This is a genomic window from Actinomadura sp. NAK00032 (genome assembly GCF_013364275.1).
GTDB lineage: Bacteria > Actinomycetota > Actinomycetes > Streptosporangiales > Streptosporangiaceae > Spirillospora.
This window is the reverse complement of sequence record NZ_CP054932.1, coordinates 4,075,251-4,097,522: the sequence shown is the minus strand read 5'-3', so window position 1 is coordinate 4,097,522 and position 22,272 is coordinate 4,075,251. Positions and strand designations below refer to the sequence as shown.

Sequence of the window (22,272 nt, the reverse complement as noted above, 5' to 3'; positions counted from 1 at the left end):
GTAGCAGCGGCGATGAGGCAAGATCACTCCATTTTCACCACTCCTCCGGGTCCGTCTCGGTGAGGCCGGACGCGGGGTCCATGCGCAGCCGGCGGGTGAGGCCGAGGGTGCGCAGGAACGGCACGTCGTGGCTGACCACGATCAGCGCCCCCTCGTAGGCGGAGAGGGCCTGGGAGAGCTGCGCCGCGCTCGCCATGTCGAGGTTGTTCGTCGGCTCGTCCAGCAGCAGGAGCTGCGGGGCGGGCTCGGCGAGCAGCAGCGACGCCAGCACGGCCCGGAACCGCTCCCCGCCCGACAGGGTTCCCGCGCGCTGCTCTGCGCGCGCGCCGCGGAACAGGAAGCGGGCGAGCCCTGCCCTGATGTCGGTCACCCGCGCCGAGGGCGCCTGGGCGCGGACGTTGTCGATGACGCTCAGGTCCTCGTCCAGGACGTCGAGCCGCTGCGGCAGGTAGCGGACGCCGTCGACGCCGATCGCGACCTGCGTCCCGGCGGGGACGCGCTCGCCGGTGAGCATCCGCAGGAACGTCGTCTTGCCGGAGCCGTTCGGGCCGGTCAGCGCGATCCGCTCCGGGCCCCGGACGATCAGCTCGGTGAGCGTCCCGGCCTCCGGCTCGGGCACGGCCAGGCCGGTCGCGGTGACGACCGTGCGGCCCGCCGGGACGCGCGTCGCGGGCAGCTCGACGCGGATCTCGGCGTCCGCGCGGACGGCCTCCTCCGCCTCGGTGAGCCGGGTGCGCGCGCCGGCCAGCCGCTCCTCGTGCAGGAGGCGGTGCTTGCCGGCCGCGACCTGCGCCTGCCGCTTGCGCTCCTGCATGATGATCTTCGGTTCGCGCTTGCTCTCGAACATCTTGTTGCCGTAGCGCTTGCGCCTGGCGAGCTTGACCTGGGCCTCCTCCAGTTCGCGCTTCTGCCGCCGCAGGTCGGTCTCGGCGGTACGGACGGTGCGCTCGGCGGCCTCCTTCTCGACGGCGAGCAGCTCCTCGTAGCCGGTCAGGTCGCCGCCGAACGTCCGGATCGCGCCGTCCCGCAGGTCGGCGATCTCGTCGACGCGGTCGAGCAGCTCCCGGTCGTGGCTGACGAGCAGGAGCACGCCCGTCCAGGACGCGACCGCGTCGTAGAGGCGGTGCCGGGCGTCCAGGTCGAGGTTGTTGGTGGGCTCGTCGAGGAGCAGCACGTCGGGCCGGGCGAGGAACTGCGCCGCGAGCCCGACCATCACGGCCTCGCCGCCGGAGAGGGTCGGGACGGTGCGGTCCAGGTCGAGGCGGCCGAGCCCGAGCCTGTCGAGCTCGGCGCGGGCGCGCTCCTCGACGTCCCAGTCGTCGCCGACGGCGGCGAAGTTCTCCTCGGTGGCCTCGCCGCGCTCGATCGCGTGCAGCGCGGCGCGGGCGGCGCCGATGCCGAGCAGGTCCGCGACGGTGGCCGCGCCGTCCAGGACGAGGTCCTGCGGCAGGTAGCCGATCTCCCCGTCGACGGCGACGGTGCCCGCCGCGGGCCGCAGCTCACCGGCGATGATCCGCAGCAGGGTGGACTTGCCGGAGCCGTTGACGCCGATCAGCCCGGTCCGGCCGGTGCCGAACGCGGCGTCCAGGCCGTCCAGGACGACGGTGCCGTCCGCCCAGGCGAAGGACAGGTCCGAGCAGACGATGGCGAAAGACATGTAGGGCGGTCTCCATGGGTGTCGAAGCGGTTTCGGGCTGCATGGAGACACCGCGGGTCGCGCGACGCGCCGGCGGGCATGAGAAAGCCCGGCGGGACGAGGGTCCGCTCTGAGGTCACGTGCGCGGGCCGGCGACGGCCGTACGCGCGGTGTCGGACCTCAGATCCTCAATGGACTCCCCTGCCGGGCGGCGATGTGACGGCGTCGAGAATACCCGATGCCTTAACGCAACACAAGTAGCGATAAGACCCGGCATGCTAGGGCGGATGGGAACCGTCAGCGCCGTGTTCGCCGGGCGCACCGCAGAACTGGCCGCGTTACGCGGGGCGCACGCGCGGGCGTGCGCGGGCGAGCCCGCCGCCCTGCTCATCGGCGGCGAAGCGGGCGCCGGCAAGACCCGCCTGGTCGCGGAGTTCACCCGCGGGCTGCGCGCGCTCACCGGCGGCTGCCTCGACCTCGGCGCGGCGAGCCTCCCGTACGCCCCGTTCAGCGCCGTCCTGCGGCGGGTCGGCCGCGCGGCGGTCGCCGACCTGCTGCCGGGCGCGGCGCTGCCGGAACTGGCCCGGCTGATGCCCGGCCTGACCGCCGCGCCGCCGCCGCCGGACGACGGCACCGGCCAGCTGCGGCTGTTCGAGCACCTGCTGACCCTGCTGGAGCGGCTCGCCGAGCACGAGCCGCTCGTCCTGGTGGTCGAGGACGCGCACTGGGCCGACGGCTCCACCCGCGACCTGCTGTCCTTCCTGCTGCGCAACCCGCCGCACGGCCGGGTGCTGCCGGTCGTCACGTTCCGTCCCGAGGAGCCCGGCACCCGGCCGCTGTTCGCCGAACTGGCCCGGCTCCCCCATGTCGCGCGCGTCGACCTGCCGCCGCTCACCCCGGCCGAGGTCGCCGAGCAGGTGCGCGGCATCCTCGGCGCCGCCGACCCGGCCGCGGCGCGGGACGCGCACGCCCGCGCCGGCGGCAACCCGCTCTTCGTGGAGGCGCTCGTCGCCAGCCCGGGCGAGGCGGTCCCGGGTTCGCTGCGCGATCTGCTGCTCGGGCGCGTCCACCGGCTGCCGGAGGCGACCCGCGCGGTGCTGCGGGCGGCGAGCGCGGCGGGGGAACGCGCCGGGCACGCGCTGCTGGCCGCGGTGACGGACCTGCCCGACGCGCGGCTCAGCGCGGCGCTGCGGCCCGCCGCCGACCGCGGTCTGGTGGTCGCGGACGGGGACGGGTACGCGTTCCGCCACGCCCTCATCCGCGACGCCGTCCACGAGGACCTGCTCCCCGGCGAGCGCGCCGGGCTCCACCGCAGGTTCGCCGAGACCATCGAGGCCTCCCCGGAGCTCAGCGACGCGCCGGCGAGCGCCCTGGCCGTCCACTGGCAGGGCTGCGGCGACCACGCGCGGGCCCTCGCCGCCGCGTGGCGGGCCGCCGCCGAGCGGGCGGCGGCCACCGCCTACGCCGAGCAGCTCACCCTGCTGGAACGCGTCCTGGAGCTGTGGGACCTGGTGCCGGAGGCCGCGTCCCTGACCGGCCGCTCCCGGCGCCAGGTGCTGGAGGCGGCCGCGAAGGCCGCCGGGACGGCCGGCGACCCCGGGCGCGGCCTGCCGCTCGTCCGGCGGGCCATGGCCGAGGCGGGCGACGGCGACCCCGGCCTCGCCGCGCGGCTGCTGGCGCTCAGGGCGACCATGCGGGGGTTCCAGGGCCGGGAGGACGAACTGGACGACCTGCGCGCGGCGGAGCGGCGCGCCGACGCTCCGACGCCGGACCGCGTCCTGGTCCTGTCGCGGCTGAGCTCCCGCCTGCTCGTCTACGGGGAGCACGGCGAGGGGGAACGGCTCGGGCGGGAGGCGCTGGAGCTGGCGCGCGCACTGGGCCTGCGCTTCGCGATCCCCTCGCTGGAGTCCGTGGTGGCCTCCGCCGTGGCACGCGACGGCGCGGGCGACCTGGCCCCTCTCGAACGGATCAGGCACCGCGGCCTCGACGCGTGGGCGCTCATCCGGACACTGAACACGCTCGTCCACTGCCTGCTGAGCCGGGGCCGCGCCGGCGAGGCCCTCGCGCTCGCCGACGAGGGGCTCGCCGTCGCCGCGGGCGCGGGGCTCGTCCACAGCGCGGGCGACGCGCTCGCCGTCAACCGGATCGAGGCGCTCTACCGGCTCGGCCGCTGGGACGAGGCCGCCGCGACGCTGCAGCTGCGGCTCGACCGCCACCACGCGCCGGCCTTCCGCCGGCAGCTGATGATCTGGCGGACCGCCCTGCTGGCCGCGCGGGGCGAGGGCCCGCGCCCCGATCCCGACGCGCTCACCGCCCCGCTCGACGCCGGGTTCCCGCAGACCACGCTGCCGCTCGCCCAGATGGTCATCGAGTGGCGGCTGGCCGAGGAGGACCGGCCGGCGGCCCGCGCGACCGTGGACGCCGTCCTGCGGCACCCCCGCCTCACCGTCCAGCCCTGCCACCTGTGGCCGCTGCTGGAGGCGGCCGCGCACGCCGGCGGCCCGCGCCTCCCCGAGATCGCGGAGCTGGCCGCGCGGCTGCCCGCCGAAACACCGGTGGCGGCGGCGCACCGGGCGGCCGTCACCGCGCTGACCGGCGGCCCGCCGGCCTGGGACACCGCGGTCGGCGTGTGGGAGCGGCTGGACCAGCCCCACCTCCTGGCGCGGGCGCTGTTCGACGCCGCCTGCGCCGACCTGGCCGCCGGGGACCGCGCGAGCGCCGCCGCCCGGCTCGACCGCGCCGCCGCGATCGCCGCCCGGCTCGGCGCCGCGCCGCTGGCCCGCCGCGTCGGCGAACGCGCCCGCCGCGCGGGCCTCGCCGGGCCGTCCGGCGGGCCGCTCACCGCGCGCGAGGCGGAGGTCGTCCGGCTGCTGGCACGGGGCCGGACGAACCGGGAGATCGCCGAGGAGCTGGTCATCTCCCCCAAGACCGCGAGCGTCCACGTCTCGCACATCCTCGCCAAGCTCGGCGTCTCCTCGCGCGGCGAGGCGGCCGCCGCCGCCCGCGACCGCGGCCTCGCCTAGCGGATCCGCGGAGAAGCCCCGCCGGGAAGATAAGCCGGCTCCTTATGGCCCGGGCCCCCTCCTTACGGCGACGGTCGAAGGCATGGAAGCCGCCGTGCGCACATCCGGGCTGCGCCGCGTCTACAAGCGCGGCCGGCAGGACCCCGTCGTCGCCCTCGACGACCTGACCCTGGCCATCGAGCAGAACGAGATCCACGGGCTGCTCGGGCCGAACGGGGCGGGCAAGACCACCCTCGTCAAGATCCTCTCCACCGTGCTGCTGCCCTCGGGCGGATCGGCGCGGGTCCTCGGCCGCGACGTCGTCGCCGACACGCGCGCCGTCCGGTCGCTGGTCGGGCTCGTCCTCGGCGGCGACCGGGGCCTCTACGACCGGCTGTCCGCCCGGCGGAACCTGCTGTTCTGGGGCGCCCTCTACAGGCTCGACGCCCGCACCACGCGCGCCCGCGCCGACGCCCTGCTGGAGCGGGTCGGCCTCGCCGAGCGCGCGGACGACCGCGTCGAGCGGTTCTCGCGCGGGATGCGGCAGCGGCTGCACCTGGCGCGGGGCCTGCTCCACGAGCCGCGCGTGCTGTTCCTGGACGAGCCGACGTCCGGGCTCGACCCCGTCGCCGCCGGGGCGTTCCGCCGGCTCGTCCTCGACCTGCGCGCCGAGGGCCGCACGTTCCTGCTGGCCACGCACGACATGGACGAGGCCGCGGCGCTGTGCGACCGGGTCACGCTCATCGACCGCGGCCGCGTCCTGCTGAGCGGGGACACCGCGCGGGCGGGGCGGTACCTCGGCGAGCGCGAGTGCGTCGACTTCACCCACTCCGGGCCGTCCGTCACCGAGGACCTGGCGCGGCTGCCGGACGTCCTCGACGTCGAGCGGCGGGACGGGGCCGTCTGGCGCGTCCACACCGCCGACCGGGACGGCACCCGCCGCGTCCTCGCCTGGCTGCTGGACCGCGACGTGCTCACCGCCCGGCGCGGCGAGCCCACCCTCGAAGAGGTCTACCTGCGCGCGGTCGGCGACCGGGGGATGCGGGTATGAGCGCGCTCCGCGTGATGTGGCAGGCGGTGCTGCTCCAGGTCGCGCTGTCGCGGCGCAACCCGGAGCACACGCTGATCCTGCTCATCGCGCCCATGCAGACCACGACGATGCTGGCGCTGACCGTGACGTCGCACCGCCCGGACGCCGTCGCGAACGCCGTCCTGGCACCGGGACTGATCGGGCTCTGGGTCGCCGCGCTCGACTACGCGGGACGCATCGTCCCCGAGGACCGCTGGGCCGGGCGCTTCACCCCGATGGTCGCCGCCCCGGTCTCGCTCGGCCCGGTCGTCGCCGGGCGCGTCGCCATGGTCGTGCTGGTGGGCGCCGCGGCGTTCGCGGAGTCGTGGCTGGTGGCGGCGCTCGGCTTCGGCCGGGTCGTGGCGATCGCCGACCCCGCCCTGTTCGCGCTCGCCGTGGCCGTCACCTGCCTGGCGACGGTCGGGACCGCCACGCTGCTGTCGGCGGTGCTCGTGGTGTCGCGGGCGCGGGACGTCCTGCAGAACTCGCTCGGCTACCCGTTCTACATCCTCGGCGGGATCCTCGTCCCGGTCGCGGCGCTGCCCGGCTGGCTGCACCCGTTCAGCCGCGTCGTGTTCCTGTCGTGGAGCGCGGAACTGCTGCGGGACGCCGTCCGCGGCGACGCGGGCGCCTGGGCGGGGCCGGTCGCGGCGGTCCTCGCGCTGGGCGCGGCGGCGATGGCGGCGGGGCTGTGGCTGACGGGCCGCTACGTGGACCGGTCGCGCCGGGAGGGCATGGTGGAGTTCGCATGAGGGTGGAGTTCGCATGAGGCACGTGCTCCGCATCGCCCGGGAGTCGCTCATCCTGGGGTTCGCCGAGATGGGCGCCGTCTACACGTGGCGGACCTGGACGTTCGGGTGGCTGGTGCGGCTGCTGTGCCAGGCCACGTTCTACGCGCTGCTGGGCCGCTACGTCGGCGACGAGGACACCATGCGGTACGTGCTCGTCGGCAACATCGTGGTGCTGGCCTGCATGGAGTCCACGATCGTGGTGATCTCGCTCGCCGGGGAGCGGCGCATGGGGACGCTGCCGCTGCTGGCCATCGCGCCGTCCGGGCACCTGCCGGTGTACCTGGGGCGCGGGCTGCAGTGGACGGTGACCGGGCTGGCCAGCTCGTCGGTCGCCTGGCTGGTGCTGCCGCCGCTGCTCGGCGTCCCGCTGCCCTGGCCGCGGGCCGCGTACGCCCTGCCGGTCGTGCTGCTCATCCTCGCGTGCAGCTACGGGTACGGGTGCGCGCTGGCGGGCATCGCGCTGCGGCTGCGCGGCGTCGAATGGCTGGTGCTGAACGTCGCCTACGGGATCGTGATGACGTTCGGCGGCGTGAACGTCCCGGTCGAGGTCTGGCCGGCGCCGCTGGAGTTCGCGGCGCACGCGCTGCCGGTCGTGCACGGGCTGGAGGCGGTGCGCGGCATCCTCGACGGCGCGCCCGCCGGCCGCGTCCTGCGGCTGCTCGGGACCGAGGCGCTCGTCGGGGGCTGCTGGTACGCGGTGGCGGCGCTGTCGATGGACCGGCTCGTGTCCGTCGGCCGCCGCGACGGAAGCCTCGACTACGCGGGCTGAGACGCGGCCGTGCCCCCGGACCCCGCGGTGGGCGGGCCCCGGGGGCACGGCCGGACGTGTCAGGCGCCGCGCAGCACGGCTCCGGTGCGGTCGGACGCCGCCGCCACCGCGGCGTCGCGGGCCTGCGACGCCTCCTCGGCGGTCAGCGTGCGGTCCGGGGCGCGGAACCGCAGCGAGTACGCCAGCGACTTGCGGCCCTCCCCCGCCTGCTCGCCGGTGTAGACGTCGAACAGCCGGATCGCCTCCAGCAGGTCGCCGGCGCCGTCGCGCAGCGCCGACTCGACCTCGGCGGCGGGCACCGCGGCGTCGACGACCAGCGCGACGTCCTGCGTGGCGACCGGGTAGGACGACACGTGCGGCGCGCGGACCGTGACCGGCTCGCCCAGGCGGCGCAGCTCCAGCTCCATCGCGCACGACCGCGCCGGCAGCCCGTACGCCTTGGTGACGCGCGGGTGCAGCTCGCCCGCGTGCCCGACGAGGGTGTCGCCCGCGTACAGCGCGGCGCAGCGGCCCGGGTGCCAGGGCTCGTGCCGGTCGGCCTTGACCGTCAGCTCCGTCCCGACCTCGCGGGCCACCGTGCGGGCGGCCTCGATCGCGTCCGCCCACAGCGCCGGGCGCCCCTCGCCCCACCAGCCGGCCGGCTCCCGGTCGCCGGACAGCACGACCGCCACCCGGTGCGGCTGGTCGGGCAGCGCCGCCTCCAGCTCGGCGATCTCCGCGGCCGTCGGGCCGCGGTCGACCGCGAGGCGGGGCGCGCGGTCCGGGGCGTCCGGGCGCGGCCGGAACACCACGCCCAGCTCGAACAGGGCGGTGTCGCCGAAGCCGCGCCCCACGTTGAGCGCCAGCGCCTTCAGCAGGCCCGGCAGCAGCGTGGTGCGCAGCAGCGGCTCCTGCTCCGACATCGGGTTGGCGAGCCGCAGCGTGCGCCGCCGCGCGTCGTCGGCGGGGAGCTGGAGGCCGTCCAGGTCCTTGTCGGCGATGAACGGGAAGGCCAGCGCCTCCACGTAGCCCGCGCCGGCGAGGGCGCGGCCGACGCGGCGGCGCACCCGCTGGTGCGGGGTCAGGCCCTGGCCGGCCGCCGGGCGCGGCGCCCGCGCCGGGATGTCCTCGTAGCCTTCGAGGCGGATGACCTCCTCGGCGAGGTCGTTGGGGTCGGTCAGGTCGGGGCGCCACGACGGCGGCGCCACCGCCAGGACGTCCTCGCCGGCCACCGCGCAGCCGACCTGTTCCAGCCTGCGCACGACCGCGTCCCGCCCGTAGGAGACGCCCGCGACCTTGTCGGGGTGCCCGGCCGGCATCGTGATCTCGACCCGCTCGACCGGGGCCTGCGCGTGCGTCACCCCCGGCACGACCTCCGCGCCGCCGAGCTCGGCGAGCAGCCGGACCGCCCGGTAGGAGGCGTACAGCGGCAGCTCGCGGTCGACGCCGCGCTCGAACCGGTGCGACGCCTCGCTGTGCAGCCGGTGCCGGCGGCTCATCCGGGCGGTGCCCATCGCGTCGAAGTGCGCGGCCTCGATGACCATGTCGGACGACCGGTCGTCGATCTCGGTGGCGAGCCCGCCCATCGTGCCGGCCATCGAGATCGGCCCCGACTCGTCGGTGATCAGGATGTCGTCGGGGTCGAGGGTGCGCTTGACGTGGTCGAGCGTCTCCAGCTTCTCGCCGGGGGCGGCGCGCCGCACCACGATCGGGCCGGTGAGCTTGCTCCGGTCGAAGGCGTGCAGCGGCTGGCCCAGCTCCAGCATCAGGTAGTTGGTGATGTCGACCGCGAGCGACACCGGCCGCATCCCGGCGCGGTGCAGGCGGACCTGCATCCACATCGGGGTCTCGGCGTCCGGGTCGAACCCGCGCACCTCCCGCAGCACGAACCGGTCGCACGCGGACGCGTCCCCGATGCTCGCCGGGTACGCTTCCCCGTTCTTGGGGGGGAGTTCCACGTCGGCCGGGTCCTTGAACGGAACGCCGTAGGCGGTGGCCGCCTCGCGGGCGATGCCGCGGATCGACAGGGCGTAGCCGCGGTCGGGCGTGACGGCGATGTCGAGGACGTCGTCGCGCAGCCCGAGCAGCTCGACCGCGTCCGCGCCGACCGGCGTGCCCGGCGGCAGGACGAGGATGCCGCTGTGGTCGTCGCCGATGCCGAGCTCGGTGACCGAGCAGATCATGCCCTCGGACAGGTGCCCGTAGGTCTTGCGGGCGCCGATCTCGAACCCGCCGGGCAGCACCCCGCCGGGCAGGATCACCACGACGCGGTCGCCGACCGCGAAGTTGGTCGCGCCGCACACGATGTTCTGCGGCTCACCGGTGCCGTTGGCGTCGCCGACGTCCACCTGGCAGTAGCGGATCGGCTTCTTGAAGCCGGTCAGCTCCTCGATCGCCAGCACCTCGCCGACGACGAGCGGGCCGGTGATGTCCGCGCCCGCCTGCTCGACGGTCTCGACCTCCAGGCCCGCCGCGATCAGCTCGGCGGCGAGGGCGCGGCCCGTGACGCCGGCGGGCAGCTCGGCGTACTCGCGCAGCCAGGAAAGCGGGGCCCGCATCAGATCTCCGTCCCGAACGGGAGGGTGAACCGGACGTCACCCTCCACCATGTCGTACATGTCCTCCACGCCGTGCCGGAACATCAGCGTCCGCTCGACGCCCAGCCCGAACGCCCAGCCGCTGTAGCGGTCCGGGTCGACGCCGCACGCCACCAGCACCCGCGGGTTGACCATGCCGCAGCCGCCCAGCTCGATCCAGCCCTCCGAGCCGCACGTCCGGCACGGGTCGCCGCCCGGCTCCGCGGACGCGCCGCGGCACACGAAGCACTGCATGTCCACCTCGGCGGACGGCTCGGTGAACGGGAAGTACGACGGCCGGAACCGGGTCTTCAGCCCCGCGCCGAACATCCCGGTGACGAACGCGTCGATGCCGCCGCGCAGGTCGGCCATCGTCAGGCCCTCGTCGACCGCGAGCCCCTCCAGCTGGTGGAAGACGGGGCTGTGGGTGGCGTCCAGCTCGTCGGTGCGGAACGTGCGGCCGGGCGCGACCACGTACACCGGCAGCTCCCGGGACAGCAGCGACCGGATCTGCATCGGCGAGGTGTGCGTGCGCATCACCAGGCCGGACCCCTCCGACTCCACGAAGAACGTGTCCTGCATGGTGCGGGCCGGGTGGTCGGGCAGGAAGTTGAGCGCGTCGAAGTTGTACCACTCCGCCTCGACCTCGGGGCCTTCGGAGACCTCGAAGCCCATGGAGACGAAGACGTCGGCCATCCGCTCCTGCATGGTGGTCAGCGGGTGGCGGGCGCCGCGCGGGGCCCGGTCCCACGGGAGGGTGACATCGACGGTCTCCTCGACGAGGACGCGCTGGTCGCGCTCCTCCTCCAGCTCCGCCTGGCGCTCCTTCAGCGCCTTGGACACCGCGCCGCGGGCGGCGCCGATGCGCTTGCCGGCGTCGGCGCGGGCGGCGGGCGGCAGCGCGCCGATCTCGCGGTTGGCGAGGGCCAGCGGGGAACGGTCGCCGGCGTGCGCCAGGCGGACCTGCTTCAGCGCGTCGAGGTCGGCGGCCGCGGCGATGGCCGCGAGCGCCTCCGTGCGGGCCCGCTCCAGCTCCTCGGGCTGCAGCGCGGACACCTCGACGGGGTCATAGGACTTGTTGGGTGCAGACATGGTGGTGTGATCGACTCCGGTCGGCGTGGGACGCCCGCAGTCTAGTGCGCGGGCGGTGGGGATCCGGAAAGCGTGCGCGTGACGCGCTGGCCCGGCCGGGGGCCCGGTGCCGCGCGGTGGCGGCGTGCCGTGGCGGCGCGCCGCTCAGCCGGCGTAGTCGGGGGCCCCTGCGGGCACGGTAAATCGGAACTCGGCGCCGCCGCCGGGCGCCCGCCGCACGGTGATCACGCCGCCGTGCGCCTCGACCAGGCCCTTGACGATGTAGAGCCCGAGGCCGGTGCCGCCGCGGCGGTTGCCGCCGGGGCCGCGCCAGAACTGCCGGAAGACGCGCTGGGCGGCCTCGGGCGGGATGCCCTCGCCCTCGTCGCGTACCGACACGGCGGCTCCCTCCCCATGCGCGTCCGGCTCCACCACGATTGTGACGGTACCCGCTCCGTGCCGCACCGCGTTTTCCACGAGATTGCCGAGGATTTGATCCATCTTGTCGGGATCGAGCCACATCTCGGGCAGCCCGCCGCGCGCCTCGAACCGGAACCGGTCCTCGGAGTCGCCGGCCGCGACCCGGCCCGCGATGACCTTGCGGACCTCCTCGGGCAGGTCGACGACCTGGCGGCGCATCTCCAGCCGGCCCGCCTCGATGCGGGACACGTCCAGCAGCTCGGTGATCAGCCGGGTGACGCGGTCGGCGTCGGCGTTGACGGTCTCCAGCATGACGCGCTTCTGGTCGTCGTTGAACCGGTGCCACTTGGCCAGCAGCGTCGCGGTGAAGCCCTTCACGCTGGTCAGCGGGGAGCGCAGCTCGTGCGCCACGGTGGAGACGAGGTCGGCGCGGTCGCGCTCCTGGCGGGCGCGGTGCACGGCGTCGCGCAGCGAGACGGTGAACCGCTCCACCCGGCCCCGCCCGTCGCGCCGGTAGGCGGCCGTCACCAGGACCTCGGTGCCGCCGGGCAGGAACAGCACGCGCTCGGGGTGGCGGGTGCGGGTGCGCAGGCCGTCGTAGGGGGCCAGGCACTTCCACCAGTCGCGCCCCTCGGCGTCGTGCAGCGGCAGGACGTCGCGGAAGTCGCGGCCGACGGCCGACGCGGCGCGGACCCCGGTGATCCGCGCGGCGGCGGCGTTGAACACCAGCACGCGGGCGTCCCGGCCGGCGACCAGCAGCCCGTCGGGCAGGTCGTCCGCGGCGTCCCACTCGGTGCCCGCCGCGTCCCCTCGCCCGGGCACGCGCGCGGCCACGAGAGGGGACTCCTCTCCGCCCACAGCGGCCTCCAGAACACCGTTGAGAACGCGGCCTGTCGAAAAGAGACTCTAGCCGGAGTCGGCCATCTTGCGGGACCCGGAAACCGCCTCGCGGCAAGGCATCTGTAGCCCTCCGGGCGGGGTGCCGCCCTGCCGGAGGGCGGCCTCACCAGCCCCGATCGGCGCCCCGCGCGCAACGGGCGGGGCGGGTTCCTGACCCGGGCCCCTGACCGAAACCCGGCCGGATCTCAGCGCGACCCCGCCGACGGGCCGTAGCCGGCGCACGCGACGTCGCCCCCGGCACTGATCGCGAACAGCCGGTGCAGCCCGGTGATGCGCAGCAGCCGCAGCTGGGCGGGCCGGACCCCGGTCAGCGCGATCTCGCCGCCGTCCGCCGCGATCTGGTTGTGCGCGGCGACCAGCGCGCCGAGCCCGGCCGCGTCGCAGAACGGGACGGCGCTGAAGTCGGCCACCAGCCGGCGCGGGCCCGTGCCGCGCAGCCGGCCGTGCAGCTCGACGAGCCCGTCGCGCAGCGCCCCCGCGGTGCGCAGGTCGATCTCCCCGGCCACCGTCACGACGGCCGTGTCGCCGCGGACCCGGGCGACCTCGATCCGCAGCCCGGCGTCCGCGGAGCCGGCGACGGAGCCGGCCGCGCGGGCGGGCGTCCCGCCCGGGGCGCGGCCCGCGACCGCGCCGGCCCGGCACCGCACCTCCGGCGCGCGCCGGCCCGCCCGCCCGGCGGGCCTGGTCTCCTCGGTCATCACGTTCGCCCCCACTCTGCACGGCGTCCTCGCCGCCCCTGGTCAACGCCCTGGTCAACGCACTGATCAACACGGTAGGCACGGGGCCGGGACGGCGTAATCCCCCGCCGGTCCCCACCCCGCCTCCTACCTGCGGACGAGCCGCACGGCCGCGGCGGGCCCCCCGCCCGCCGCGCGTGCGCGGTCCATCCTCCCAGCTCACCGGCCGGGGAGCGGCGCCGAACGCGACCGCTTGCGGCCATCCGATCACAGAATGCAGTGAACCGCCGCGACCTCCCGCTCGTACGGGCCGGGACGGCGCGGCGGGGTCACATGTCGCGCTGGGCGCGCGCCGAGGCGTAGAGGCATACGGCTGCGGCCGTCGCCAGGTTCAGGCTCTCGGCGCGGCCGTAGATGGGCACGCGCACGACCTCGTCCACGTGCCGGAGTATCTCGTCGGGCAGGCCCCAGGCCTCGTTCCCGAACACCCATGCCGTGGGGCGCGCGAGCAGCCCCGCGTCGATCGCGTCGTCGAGGGTGCGCTCGCCCGCGCCGTCGGCGGCGAGGACGGTGAGCCCCGCGCCCTTCAGCTCGGGGATCAGCGTGTCGAACCGCGGGCCGGTGACGACCGGCAGGTGGAACAGGCTGCCCGCCGAGGCCCGCACGCACTTGCCGTTGTAGGGGTCGACGGACGCGTCGGTGAACACGACCGCCTCCGACCCGGCCGCGTCGGCGGTGCGCAGGACCGTGCCCGCGTTGCCGGGGTCGCGGACGTGCGCGAGGACGGTCACCAGCCGGGGCCCGGCCCGCAGTGCCTTGTCGAGCGGGACGTCGACGAACTCGCAGACCGCCAGCAGCCCCTGCGGGGTGACGGTCTGCGCCAGTTCCGCCATGACCTCGCCGCTGACCCGCAGCACCGGCGCGCCCGCGCGCTCGGCGGCCGCGACCAGCTCGGGATGGCGGGCCTCCGCCTCGGCGGTGGTGAACAGCTCGGCGAGGCCGCCGGGGATCTGCAGCGCCTCCCGGACCGCCTGCGGCCCCTCGGCGAGGAACCGGTTCTCGCGGCGCCGGAAGGCTCGCTTGGCGAGCCGCCGAGCGGACTTCACCCGTGGTGATCGGAGGGAGGTCAGCTCGCGGCCCGCCATGTCGCCGTACTCGCCCGTATGCCGGTCGCCCGGCTCAGGCCGCCTCCGAACCCTCGGTGGGGAGGGCGTCCTTGGCGACCTGGACGAGCGCGGCGAACGCCGCGGCGTCGTTGACGGCCAGCTCGGCGAGCATGCGGCGGTCGACCTCGACCTCCGCGGCCTTCAGGCCCTGGATGAACCGGTTGTAGGTGATGCCGTTGGCGCGGGCCGCGGCGTTGATCCGCTGGATCCACAGCCGGCGGAACTGGCCCTTGCGGTCCTTGCGGTCCCGGAACGCGTAGGTCATCGAGTGGAGCTGCTGCTCCTTGGCCTTGCGGTACAGGCGCGAACGCTGACCGCGGTAGCCGCTCGACCGCTCCAGGACGACCCGACGCTTCTTGGCGGCGTTGACTCCCCGCTTCACGCGTGCCACGTGCTGACTCCTTCGTGGGGGGCCGGGCCGTGTTCGGCCTCGGCCGGTCGCTGATGTTCCTGGTCGAGTGCTACTTGCGCAGCAGCTTCTTGATGTTCTTGGCGTCGGCGTCGGCCACCACGGCCGGGCCGGACAGGCGGCGCGTCCGCTTGGTGGGCTTGTGCTCGAGCAGGTGGTTCTTGTTGGCGCGGCGGCGCATCACCTTGCCGGAGCCGGTCAGCTTGAAGCGCTTCTTGGCACCGCTGTGGGTCTTCGTCTTCGGCATGGTCGCCGTCGTCTCCCTCTTTCCCGGCCCCCGTGCTCCCGCACGGGGGCGCGCCTGATCGGCGCACCGCACGGGGCTCCGTGGGGCGCCGGGTCAGGCTTCAATGTACGTGCGCCGCGACCCCGCTCAGCCGCGAGGTCGCGGTGTCGGGGCCGCCGCGAGGCCGGTCCCGGGCGGCCGTCAGGCGGTCTCGGTCTCCTGCCCGCGGGCCGCCTTCTTCTTGTGCGGACCGATCACCATGATCATATTCCGGCCGTCCTGCTTGGGCCGCGACTCGACGAAGCCGAGTTCCTCGACGTCGTCGGCGAGCCGCTGCAGGAGCCGGTACCCGAGCTCGGGGCGGGACTGCTCACGACCACGGAACATGATCGTGACCTTCACCTTGTCCCCGGCCTTCAGGAACCGCACCACGTGACCCTTCTTGGTCTCGTAGTCGTGCGGGTCGATCTTCGGGCGGAGCTTGATCTCCTTGATGACCGTGTGCGCCTGGTTCTTCCGCGCCTCACGCGCCTTCATCGCGGACTCGTACTTGAACTTGCCGTAGTCCATGAGCTTCGCGACGGGCGGACGCGCGGTGGGCGCCACCTCGACGAGGTCGAGGTCCGACTCACGCGCGAGTTCAAGGGCCTTGGCGATGGGCACGATGCCCACCTGTTCGCCGTTCGGGCCGACGAGCCGGACCTCGGGCACGCGAATGCGGTCGTTGATACGCGGTTCGGCGCTGATGGGACCTCCTTGGGGCCGTTCTCAAGTTCGTTGGACCGGTCGTACCCCGAGGCTTCCACGAGAAAAGCCCCGCACGACTCACGCACGGGGCCACCTTCGGTCTCCCTGGCAGGACGAACCGTCCAGGGACGACGGCGCGACGGGCACGCGGTGCCCGTTCGCCGGACCGAGGACCCACCGGCCTTGGGGTCTGGGGTGTCCCAGACGGATACCGCGGGCTCCGGCGAAGCCGCCCAGGTGGGCGGCGAGCACGGTCCGCGGCCTCGGCCGGTCAGGTGGGAGGTGGCCTCCGCTTGAGCGCCCGGCGCGCGCCATCACTCGGATCGCGCGCACTGGGCCGGTCGACCACCAAGAATACCACCTCCGGGGGCCGCCCGGAGCAAGCCGTGCCCGCTCCCGGCGGCGTTTCCGCCTCCGCCGCCCCGGCGGGTTCGGACCCCCTCGGCGAGTACGCCTCGGTGAGGTACGCCACCCTCCACAACAGCACCGAGGCGCCCGCCATTCCCCGGCGGATCCCCGCCGCGGGCGCGGGTTCCGCGCGCGGCTCCGGGCGGTGGGGACGGGCGGGGAGGTGAGGGTGTTGTGGCCCGGCGGGCGTCTCGGCGCGCGGGGCGGTCGTTGTTACGGTGGAGCGGAGACGGCCCCGTGGGGCCGGCACCAGGGAGGTTGTTCCCGCGATGCCCCCGGTCGACGCCGGCTCCGCCGGCCCCCTCGCCGCGCTGGCGCCGGTCGCGCTGCAGTTCGCGCAGAAGGCGTTCATCGTGTCCGGCGGGCGGCTGCTGCTGGTCCGCAAGTCCGCGTCCGACCCGTTCCAGCCGGGCCGCTGGGAGGTGCCCGGCGGGCGCCTGGAGGTGGCCGCCGACCTCGATCTCGACGACCACATCCGGCGCGAGGTCTGGGAGGAGGTCGGCCTCAAGATCGACCCGGGGCCGCCGTTCCATCTGTGGCAGTGGTTCATGCCCGACCGCGGCGGGCCGCGCGGCGCGCGGGTGCGGGTCGTCGCGGCGGCGCGCCGCTGCCGGCCGGTGACGCTGGACGCGACCCTCGGCAACCAGGACGCGGGCGACCACCTGGACGGCTGCGCCTGGGTGCCCCTGGCGGAGATCGGCGGGTACGACCTCATCCCGAGCCTGCGCCCGGTGATGCGGGCGTTCCTGGCGGCGGCCCGCTGACGGCGGCGTGGTGCCGCCGCGTTCGCCCGCCGAGTGGCCGGGCCTGGACGGCGCGGCCGAGCGCCGGTTCGGGCTGCTCGTGATCGGCGACGCGGGGATCGAGGTCCGCGCGTCGCTGCCGGACGCGCGGTTCGCCGACCTGCGGGCCGACCGGCTGTGCTACGCCCCGGCGCGCGCGGTGGTCGCGGGGACGGCGGTCAACCTGGCCCGGTGCGCGGCCCGCCGCTTCCGCCGGGTGGGGGTGCTGGCGAAGGTCGGGGACGACGCGTACACCCCGGTCATCCGGCGGGAGCTGCGGCGCATCGGCGCGGCCGACCACCTCGCGGTCGAGGAGGGCGCGCCGAACGGCGTGTCGGTGATGCTGCGCGACCGCCCGCGCGGCGCCGGGCCGGGGGTGCGGCTGCTGGTCGTCCAGGACGAGCCGCCCGGCCGCCGCCTCACCGCGGCGGAGGTCGCGGCGGCGGCCCCCGCGATCGCGGACGCGGACGTGCTGGCCCTCGACGGGTACTCGGTGCTGTCCCCGGTGTCGCGGGCGGCGCTGGAGGAGGCGGCGCGCATCGCGGCCGCTGCGGGGACGCGGGTCGCCTTCGACCTCGTCCCGCACGACATCGACGCGCGCCTGCCGGCGGCGGACGTGCTGCCGGCGCTGGCCCGCGCCGGCCTGGTCTTCTCCGAGGCGCACACGCTGGCGCGCCTGCTCGGGCGGCCGCCGCCGGCCGGCGGGGAGGCGCCGCGCGGGCTGCTGCCGGTGCTGGACGGCGCCGTGCCGGGCCGCCCGCTGTGGCTGCTGCGGTTCGGCCCGACGTCCCTGGAGCGGGTGCTCGCCTACCAACGGGGGCGGCTGCTGATGGAGTACCCGACCGGCTACGGGGACGGTGTGGAGCGCGCGGGTTTCGGTGACCGGCTGGCCGCGTGCGAGCTCTACTGGTGGCTCTCGGACGGCTGACCATCGCCCGGCGGGAGCCCCGCGCGGGCGGCGCGCAGCGCGGTGAGAGTGCGTAGGAAGCGCCGCCTGCTCGCGGGGAGGCCGAACGTCTCCTGCCAGCGCCATGCCTCACCCGCCCCGGCGGCCGTGAGGGCGACCGCCGCGGCCCGTCGCAGGAGCTGGCTCTCGGCGCCGTCCCCCGGGTGGACGGTCATGGCGCCGGCCTCTTCGATCAGCAGGTAGGAGCGGCCGGCGCGGAGGCGGTCCCGCAGGGCGGCGCGGCCGGCGGGCGTCCCGGGGCGTCCCCACCCCTCGACCACGGCGCGGACGCCGGGCGTGCCCGGCAGCAGGTGCCAGTGCGCGTGGTCGATGCACGCGCCGCCGCCCTGCGGGGTCGCGGGCCCGTGCTCGAACAGCAGCAGCTCACCGCTCCCGTAGGCGGCGCGGTACAGCCCGGCGACGCGGTCGCGCCACCGCAGCGCCCGCGCCCACATCCGCGGGCCGAACTCCCCCGCGCAGGCGTGGTGGTCGCGGGTCACCAGCAGGACGTGGCCCTCGACGAGGGGAGCCACGTCCGGGATGAGCAGGAAGTCGCGGTCGCGGGCGATCACGCCGGTCTCGCCCGGCAGGCCGGCCATGCCGTTGAAGCGGAACCGCAGGGGCGGGCACAGGACGCAGTCGTGACCCGGCTCGCGCCACGCCGTCGGCTCGGCCAAGCCTCCTCCAGCGCCAGGGGGACGGGGGCATCGCTCCCCTCCAGCGTGCCCGCCGGCCGGCCCCGGCGATCTGTGCGGCCGCGGCTACATACATGGCACCCGCGGGGTACAAAGTCTGCCCTCACGGGAACAAAAAGGAAAAAGAACAACAAACTACATCGAACCAGAGTGAACCAGACACCTCCGCCTTTCCGGCCGGCACCCCGCGCCGACGTCCCCGCCATCGACATGGCCGTCCTCGAGACCCGGCTGAACGAGTCGCTCGACGTCCTGCGCGACACCTACGCGCCCGCGCTCGGCTCCGGCGGCGGCTGGTACCACGAGCTGGCGCGGCCCGAGCCCGGCACCACCGCGACGGCGCTCGGGCTGCTGGCGTTCACCGAGGCGGGCCGCCCCTTCGAGCACTTCGACGCCGGGCTGGCCTTCCTCGCCGCCCGGCAGACCCGCTCCGGCGACGCGCTGCGCGACGGCGGGTGGGCCACCAAGACCAGCCTCGGCATGCCGGTGGTGGAGGCGACCGGCTGGATCGCCCGGTTCCTCGCCCGCGCCCGCTGCGACCTGCGCGAGGACGCCCCCGACACCCGGCGCGCCTACCGGTGGCTGCTGCGCAACCAGAACCCCGACGGCGGCTGGGGCTCGCTGGGCGGCTGCCCGTCGCGGGTGTGGCTGACCTGCCTGGCGCTGCGCGCGCTCAGCCAGCTCAACCCCTACGACCCGGCGGTCGACCGGGGCGTGGAGTGGCTGACCGCCGACCGGACCGCGCACCGCCCCGGCTGGGGCCCGACCCCCGAGTCCCCGCCCACCGTCACCCACACCGCGTTCGCGCTGGTGACCCTGGCCGAGGCGCGCCCGGAGCTGCGGACCGAGCGGCTGCTGGACGCCTACGACTGGCTGCTGGAGCACCTCGACCCCGAGGACGACCACACCTGGATCGAGACCTACGACGTCTCCCCGCACGGCGCCGGCGCCGCCGAGCCCGGCGCGGACCCCGAACCGGTCTGGCGGCTGGCCCTGTGGCACTACGGGCTGCCCATCGCGCTGACCGCGCTGCTGAAGGACCCGCGGGGCCCGCACGGGCCCGTCGTCGCGCGGGCGTTCCGGACGCTCACGCGCAGCGAGTTCGCCGACCCGCGCTGGAACGGCCGGCCGGGCGGCGGGCGCACGTCGCTGTGGACGCTGTGGTGGCGGCTGGAGACGCTGATCGCGCTGCGCCGCGTCCCGCTCGCGGGGGCCGCCGACGTCCTGCACTGGCTGCCGGACGCGACCGTCGTGAAGCGGTCGCACGCGCGGGAGCGGGCGCTGGCCGAGCTGCTGCCGCGGCGCCGGCTCGTCGACCCGGTGGGCCTCGCCCGGCGGCACTGGGCGGCGTTCCTGCTGAGCCTCGTGTGCGCGGCCAGCGCGCTCGGCGTCGCCGCGGGCCTGTGGGCCTGGAAGGACTTCTGGCTGAGCGTGATCCTGCCGGTCATCCTCACCGGCGTCGACGAGTCGGTGAAGCGGCGCCGCACCCCGCGCGGCCCGCCGCCCGCACCGCCGTGACCGGTGTGTCGGGCGCGGCGGTGGCGTCAGGCGCGGCGGGCCAGCTCGGCCTCCCCGGCGGCGCGCATCGCCGCCACCGGGACGTCCGCGCGGCCCGTCATCAGCTCCACCTGCCGGACGGCCTGGTGCAGCAGCATCGCGAAGCCGCCCACGACCGTCCCGCCGGCCCGCTCCACCGCCGCCGCCAGCGCCGTGGGCCACGGCGCGTACACCACGTCGAACAGCGCCGCGCACGACCCGGCGACCGGCTCGGCGAGCGCGTCGGCGGCGCGCCCCGGCAGCGTCGACACCACCAGGTCGGCCGGCAGGTGCGCGGCGACCCGGTCCAGCGGCACGACCCGGACCGCGAGGCCGGACCGCTCCCCCACCGCGGCGGCGCCGGCGGCGCGCTCGGGGGTCCGCGCGGCGAGCACCGCCTCCGCCGTGCCGAGCCGGGCGAGCGCGGCCAGCGCGGACGCCGCGGTCGCGCCGCCGCCCAGCACCAGCGCCGACGGCGGGGCCTTCACGCCCGCCTCGGCCAGCGCGGTCTCGATGCCGTGCACGTCGGTGTTGTCGGCGTGCCGCCGACCGTCCCGCAGGACGAGCGTGTTCGCGCCGCCGACCCGCGCCGCGAGGTCGGACACCGTGTCGGCGAGGTCGAGGGCGACCCGCTTGAGCGGCATGGTCAGCGACAGGCCCGCCCATTCGGGGCCGAGGCCGTCCAGCAGTGCGGCGAGGCCGTCCTCGCCGCACTCGACCGCCTCGTAGGACCAGCCGTCCAGGCCCATCGCCGCGTACGCCGCGCGGTGCAGCGCCGGCGACAGCGAGTGCGCGACCGGCGACCCCAGCACCGCGGCGCGGGTCACTGCCCCGGGTGCTTGCGCTGCCACTCCCGGAACTCCTCCTCGATCTTCACCCGCTGCGCCTCCGTGGTGGCGAACTTGGTGATCTTGTTGGTCGGGTCGGTGGCGATGAAGAACAGCCACGTCCCCTCCTCGGGGTTCAGCGCCGCCTCGATCGCCGCCGGCCCGGGGTTGGAGATCGGGCCGGGCGGCAGGCCCGCGTGCAGGTAGGTGTTGTAGGGCGACGGGGTCAGCAGGTCCTTCTCGGTGACCGTCAGCCGCCGCTCGTTCAGCGCGTACAGCACCGTGGTGTCGAACTGCAGCTTCATGCCCTTCTCCACCCGGTTGTAGATCACCTGGGCGATCTTGGGCAGGTCGCTGGGCTTGCCGCCCTCGGCCTGGACGAGGCTGGCGAGCGTGATCACCGTCGCCGGGTTCATCTTCGCCTCGCGGGCCTTGGCGACGAGGTCGCTGCTGCTCGCCTCCTCGTTGAAGCGCGCGATCATCTGCTTGAGGATCCCCTCGGCCGAGCCGTTCGGGTCGAGGTCGTAGCGGCCCGGGAACAGGTAGCCCTCCACCTTGCCCTTCGCGTACGACGGGAGCCCGAGCTCCTTGCCCTTCTTCGCGGCCCGCTGGAAGTCCTTGACCGGGATGCCGGTCTTCTTCGCCAGCAGCTCGTAGGTCTCGACGGCCCGCTTGCCCTCCGGGATCGTGATCTGGTTCCCGGCCCGCGACTTCGGGTTCAGCAGGAGCGACATCGCCGCGGCCGACGACATCTTCAGCCGCATCTGGTAGAAGCCCGGCTGGATGCTGGAGGCCCGCTTCTCCTTGGTGTACACCTTCACGAACGCGCGGGCGCTCTTGACCACGCGGTGCTCCTCCAGCGTCGCGCCGATCAGCGAGCCGCTGGCGCCCTCTTTGATCTGGACCGTGACCTTGCCGGCGCCCTGGCCGTCGTAGTCCGGCGGGTGCTGCTTGTTGTCCAGCCACGCGTACCCGAGGACGCCGCCGGTGCCGAACACCGCCACCAGGAACGCCATCGCGAACAGGGCCGCGGCACGGCCGTTGCGGCGGCGCCGCTTCTGCCGCTTGCGGACGCGCCGCTGGTCGCGCCTGCCGCGCTGCTGAGGCGGCCGGCCCTCCCGGTACGGATCGCGGTACGGGTCTTCGAACAGGTCCAAGTCGTTCATGAGCTCCCCCGGACGATCTCCCCTGGGGGGTTGCCCGTCAACCGTTCCGCGTCGAGCGCGGCCTGGAGCAGCACCGCGGCGGCGGCCTGGTCGACGACCTTGCGGCGCGCCTGGCCGTGCACGCCGCCGGCCCGCAGGCCGCTCTCGGCGGTCACGGTGGTGAGCCGCTCGTCGTGCAGCCGGACCGTCTCCGGGGGGAGCCGGTCGGCGAGCCGCGACGCGAACCTGCGCGCCGACGCGGCGGCCGGGCCCTCCCGGCCCGACAGCGACGTCGGCAGGCCGACGACGACCTCGATCGCCTCGTACTCGGCGGCGAGCGCCACGAGCCGGTCGACGTCGCCCTTCCCGCTCTTCACGGTCTCCAGCGGAGAGGCGAGGATTCCCCCGGGGTCGCACTTGGCGACCCCCACCCGCACGCTCCCCACATCGACCCCGAGCCGCACGCCCTGTCTCATGGCGCCGGCTCCGGTCGCGT

The 22,272-nt window shown here is 75.5% G+C and carries 20 protein-coding genes; 7 read left to right on the top strand and 13 right to left on the bottom strand.

What is annotated here, in order from left to right:
• Positions 1 to 34: 34 nt before the first annotated feature.
• Positions 35 to 1,657, bottom strand: coding sequence for an ABC-F family ATP-binding cassette domain-containing protein (locus HUT06_RS19110; protein WP_176196984.1), 1,623 nt, complete (start codon positions 1,655 to 1,657; stop codon positions 35 to 37).
• Between the two features lie 266 nt (positions 1,658 to 1,923).
• Between HUT06_RS19110 and HUT06_RS19105 the strand changes: the two genes are divergently transcribed.
• The 4 genes from HUT06_RS19105 to HUT06_RS19090 all read left to right on the top strand — a co-directional run bounded on the left by HUT06_RS19105 (position 1,924) and on the right by HUT06_RS19090 (position 7,267).
• Complete coding sequence (locus HUT06_RS19105; RefSeq protein ID WP_176196983.1) at positions 1,924 to 4,659, top strand: AAA family ATPase; 2,736 nt, start codon at positions 1,924 to 1,926, stop codon at positions 4,657 to 4,659.
• An 82-nt stretch (positions 4,660 to 4,741) separates the two neighbouring features.
• Positions 4,742 to 5,689, top strand: coding sequence for an ABC transporter ATP-binding protein (locus tag HUT06_RS19100; protein ID WP_176196982.1), 948 nt, complete (start codon positions 4,742 to 4,744; stop codon positions 5,687 to 5,689).
• Positions 5,686 to 6,459, top strand: a complete 774-nt coding sequence (locus tag HUT06_RS19095) for an ABC transporter permease (protein WP_176196981.1) — start codon at positions 5,686 to 5,688, stop codon at positions 6,457 to 6,459. Before HUT06_RS19100 ends, HUT06_RS19095 begins: the two co-directional genes overlap by 4 nt.
• Positions 6,460 to 6,472: 13 nt before the next feature.
• Positions 6,473 to 7,267 (top strand): ABC transporter permease, encoded by a 795-nt coding sequence (locus tag HUT06_RS19090; protein ID WP_176196980.1) that lies wholly within the window; start codon positions 6,473 to 6,475, stop codon positions 7,265 to 7,267.
• A gap of 59 nt (positions 7,268 to 7,326) precedes the next feature.
• Here the strand turns inward: HUT06_RS19090 and pheT are convergent, their stop codons facing one another.
• The 8 genes from pheT to infC form a co-directional block, all read right to left on the bottom strand.
• Positions 7,327 to 9,804, bottom strand: a complete 2,478-nt coding sequence (gene pheT / locus HUT06_RS19085) for a phenylalanine--tRNA ligase subunit beta (RefSeq protein ID WP_176196979.1) — start codon at positions 9,802 to 9,804, stop codon at positions 7,327 to 7,329.
• Positions 9,804 to 10,913: a phenylalanine--tRNA ligase subunit alpha gene (gene pheS, locus HUT06_RS19080; RefSeq protein ID WP_176196978.1), complete on the bottom strand. Its 1,110-nt coding sequence runs from the start codon at positions 10,911 to 10,913 to the stop codon at positions 9,804 to 9,806. Before pheS ends, pheT begins: the two co-directional genes overlap by 1 nt.
• 144 nt (positions 10,914 to 11,057) lie before the next feature.
• Entirely contained in the window at positions 11,058 to 12,146 is a 1,089-nt protein-coding gene (locus HUT06_RS19075) for an ATP-binding protein (protein ID WP_176196977.1), read from the bottom strand.
• A 251-nt stretch (positions 12,147 to 12,397) separates the two neighbouring features.
• Entirely contained in the window at positions 12,398 to 12,910 is a 513-nt protein-coding gene (locus HUT06_RS19070) for an STAS domain-containing protein (RefSeq protein WP_176196976.1), read from the bottom strand.
• Between the two features lie 308 nt (positions 12,911 to 13,218).
• Positions 13,219 to 14,034, bottom strand: a complete 816-nt coding sequence (locus HUT06_RS19065; protein WP_176196975.1) for an RNA methyltransferase — start codon at positions 14,032 to 14,034, stop codon at positions 13,219 to 13,221.
• A gap of 34 nt (positions 14,035 to 14,068) precedes the next feature.
• The gene (gene rplT, locus HUT06_RS19060) at positions 14,069 to 14,446 is read right to left on the bottom strand and encodes a 50S ribosomal protein L20 (protein ID WP_089327197.1); all 378 of its coding nucleotides are present in this window, start codon (positions 14,444 to 14,446) and stop codon (positions 14,069 to 14,071) included.
• Positions 14,447 to 14,516: 70 nt separating this feature from the next.
• Complete coding sequence (gene rpmI, locus HUT06_RS19055) at positions 14,517 to 14,711, bottom strand: 50S ribosomal protein L35 (protein WP_067468638.1); 195 nt, start codon at positions 14,709 to 14,711, stop codon at positions 14,517 to 14,519.
• A 180-nt stretch (positions 14,712 to 14,891) separates the two neighbouring features.
• Complete coding sequence (gene infC, locus HUT06_RS19050; protein ID WP_302931884.1) at positions 14,892 to 15,419, bottom strand: translation initiation factor IF-3; 528 nt, start codon at positions 15,417 to 15,419, stop codon at positions 14,892 to 14,894.
• 695 nt (positions 15,420 to 16,114) lie between these two features.
• Between infC and HUT06_RS19045 the strand changes: the two genes are divergently transcribed.
• The gene (locus tag HUT06_RS19045) at positions 16,115 to 16,609 is read left to right on the top strand and encodes an NUDIX domain-containing protein (RefSeq protein ID WP_176196974.1); all 495 of its coding nucleotides are present in this window, start codon (positions 16,115 to 16,117) and stop codon (positions 16,607 to 16,609) included.
• A gap of 10 nt (positions 16,610 to 16,619) precedes the next feature.
• A complete protein-coding gene (locus HUT06_RS19040; RefSeq protein WP_176196973.1) occupies positions 16,620 to 17,555 on the top strand; it encodes a PfkB family carbohydrate kinase in 936 nt (311 codons plus the stop codon).
• On the opposite strand, the gene HUT06_RS19035 is transcribed toward HUT06_RS19040, so the two are convergent.
• Entirely contained in the window at positions 17,531 to 18,250 is a 720-nt protein-coding gene (locus HUT06_RS19035) for an HIT family protein (protein ID WP_176196972.1), read from the bottom strand. The two genes, HUT06_RS19040 and HUT06_RS19035, sit on opposite strands and share 25 nt — an antisense overlap.
• A gap of 168 nt (positions 18,251 to 18,418) precedes the next feature.
• Here HUT06_RS19035 and HUT06_RS19030 point away from each other — a divergent pair, with 168 nt between their 5' ends.
• Positions 18,419 to 19,786, top strand: a complete 1,368-nt coding sequence (locus HUT06_RS19030; protein WP_176196971.1) for a prenyltransferase/squalene oxidase repeat-containing protein — start codon at positions 18,419 to 18,421, stop codon at positions 19,784 to 19,786.
• 26 nt (positions 19,787 to 19,812) lie between these two features.
• Here the strand turns inward: HUT06_RS19030 and HUT06_RS19025 are convergent, their stop codons facing one another.
• Genes HUT06_RS19025 through ruvX form a run of 3 tightly spaced genes read right to left on the bottom strand, consistent with a single transcriptional unit; the run spans position 19,813 to position 22,252 of the window.
• Positions 19,813 to 20,655, bottom strand: coding sequence for a shikimate dehydrogenase (locus HUT06_RS19025; RefSeq protein ID WP_254715267.1), 843 nt, complete (start codon positions 20,653 to 20,655; stop codon positions 19,813 to 19,815).
• Positions 20,628 to 21,797, bottom strand: a complete 1,170-nt coding sequence (gene mltG / locus HUT06_RS19020) for an endolytic transglycosylase MltG (RefSeq protein ID WP_176196970.1) — start codon at positions 21,795 to 21,797, stop codon at positions 20,628 to 20,630. The genes HUT06_RS19025 and mltG overlap by 28 nt, the downstream gene beginning before the upstream one ends.
• Positions 21,794 to 22,252: a Holliday junction resolvase RuvX gene (gene ruvX, locus HUT06_RS19015; RefSeq protein WP_176196969.1), complete on the bottom strand. Its 459-nt coding sequence runs from the start codon at positions 22,250 to 22,252 to the stop codon at positions 21,794 to 21,796. The genes mltG and ruvX overlap by 4 nt, the downstream gene beginning before the upstream one ends.
• Positions 22,253 to 22,272: the final 20 nt, after the last annotated feature.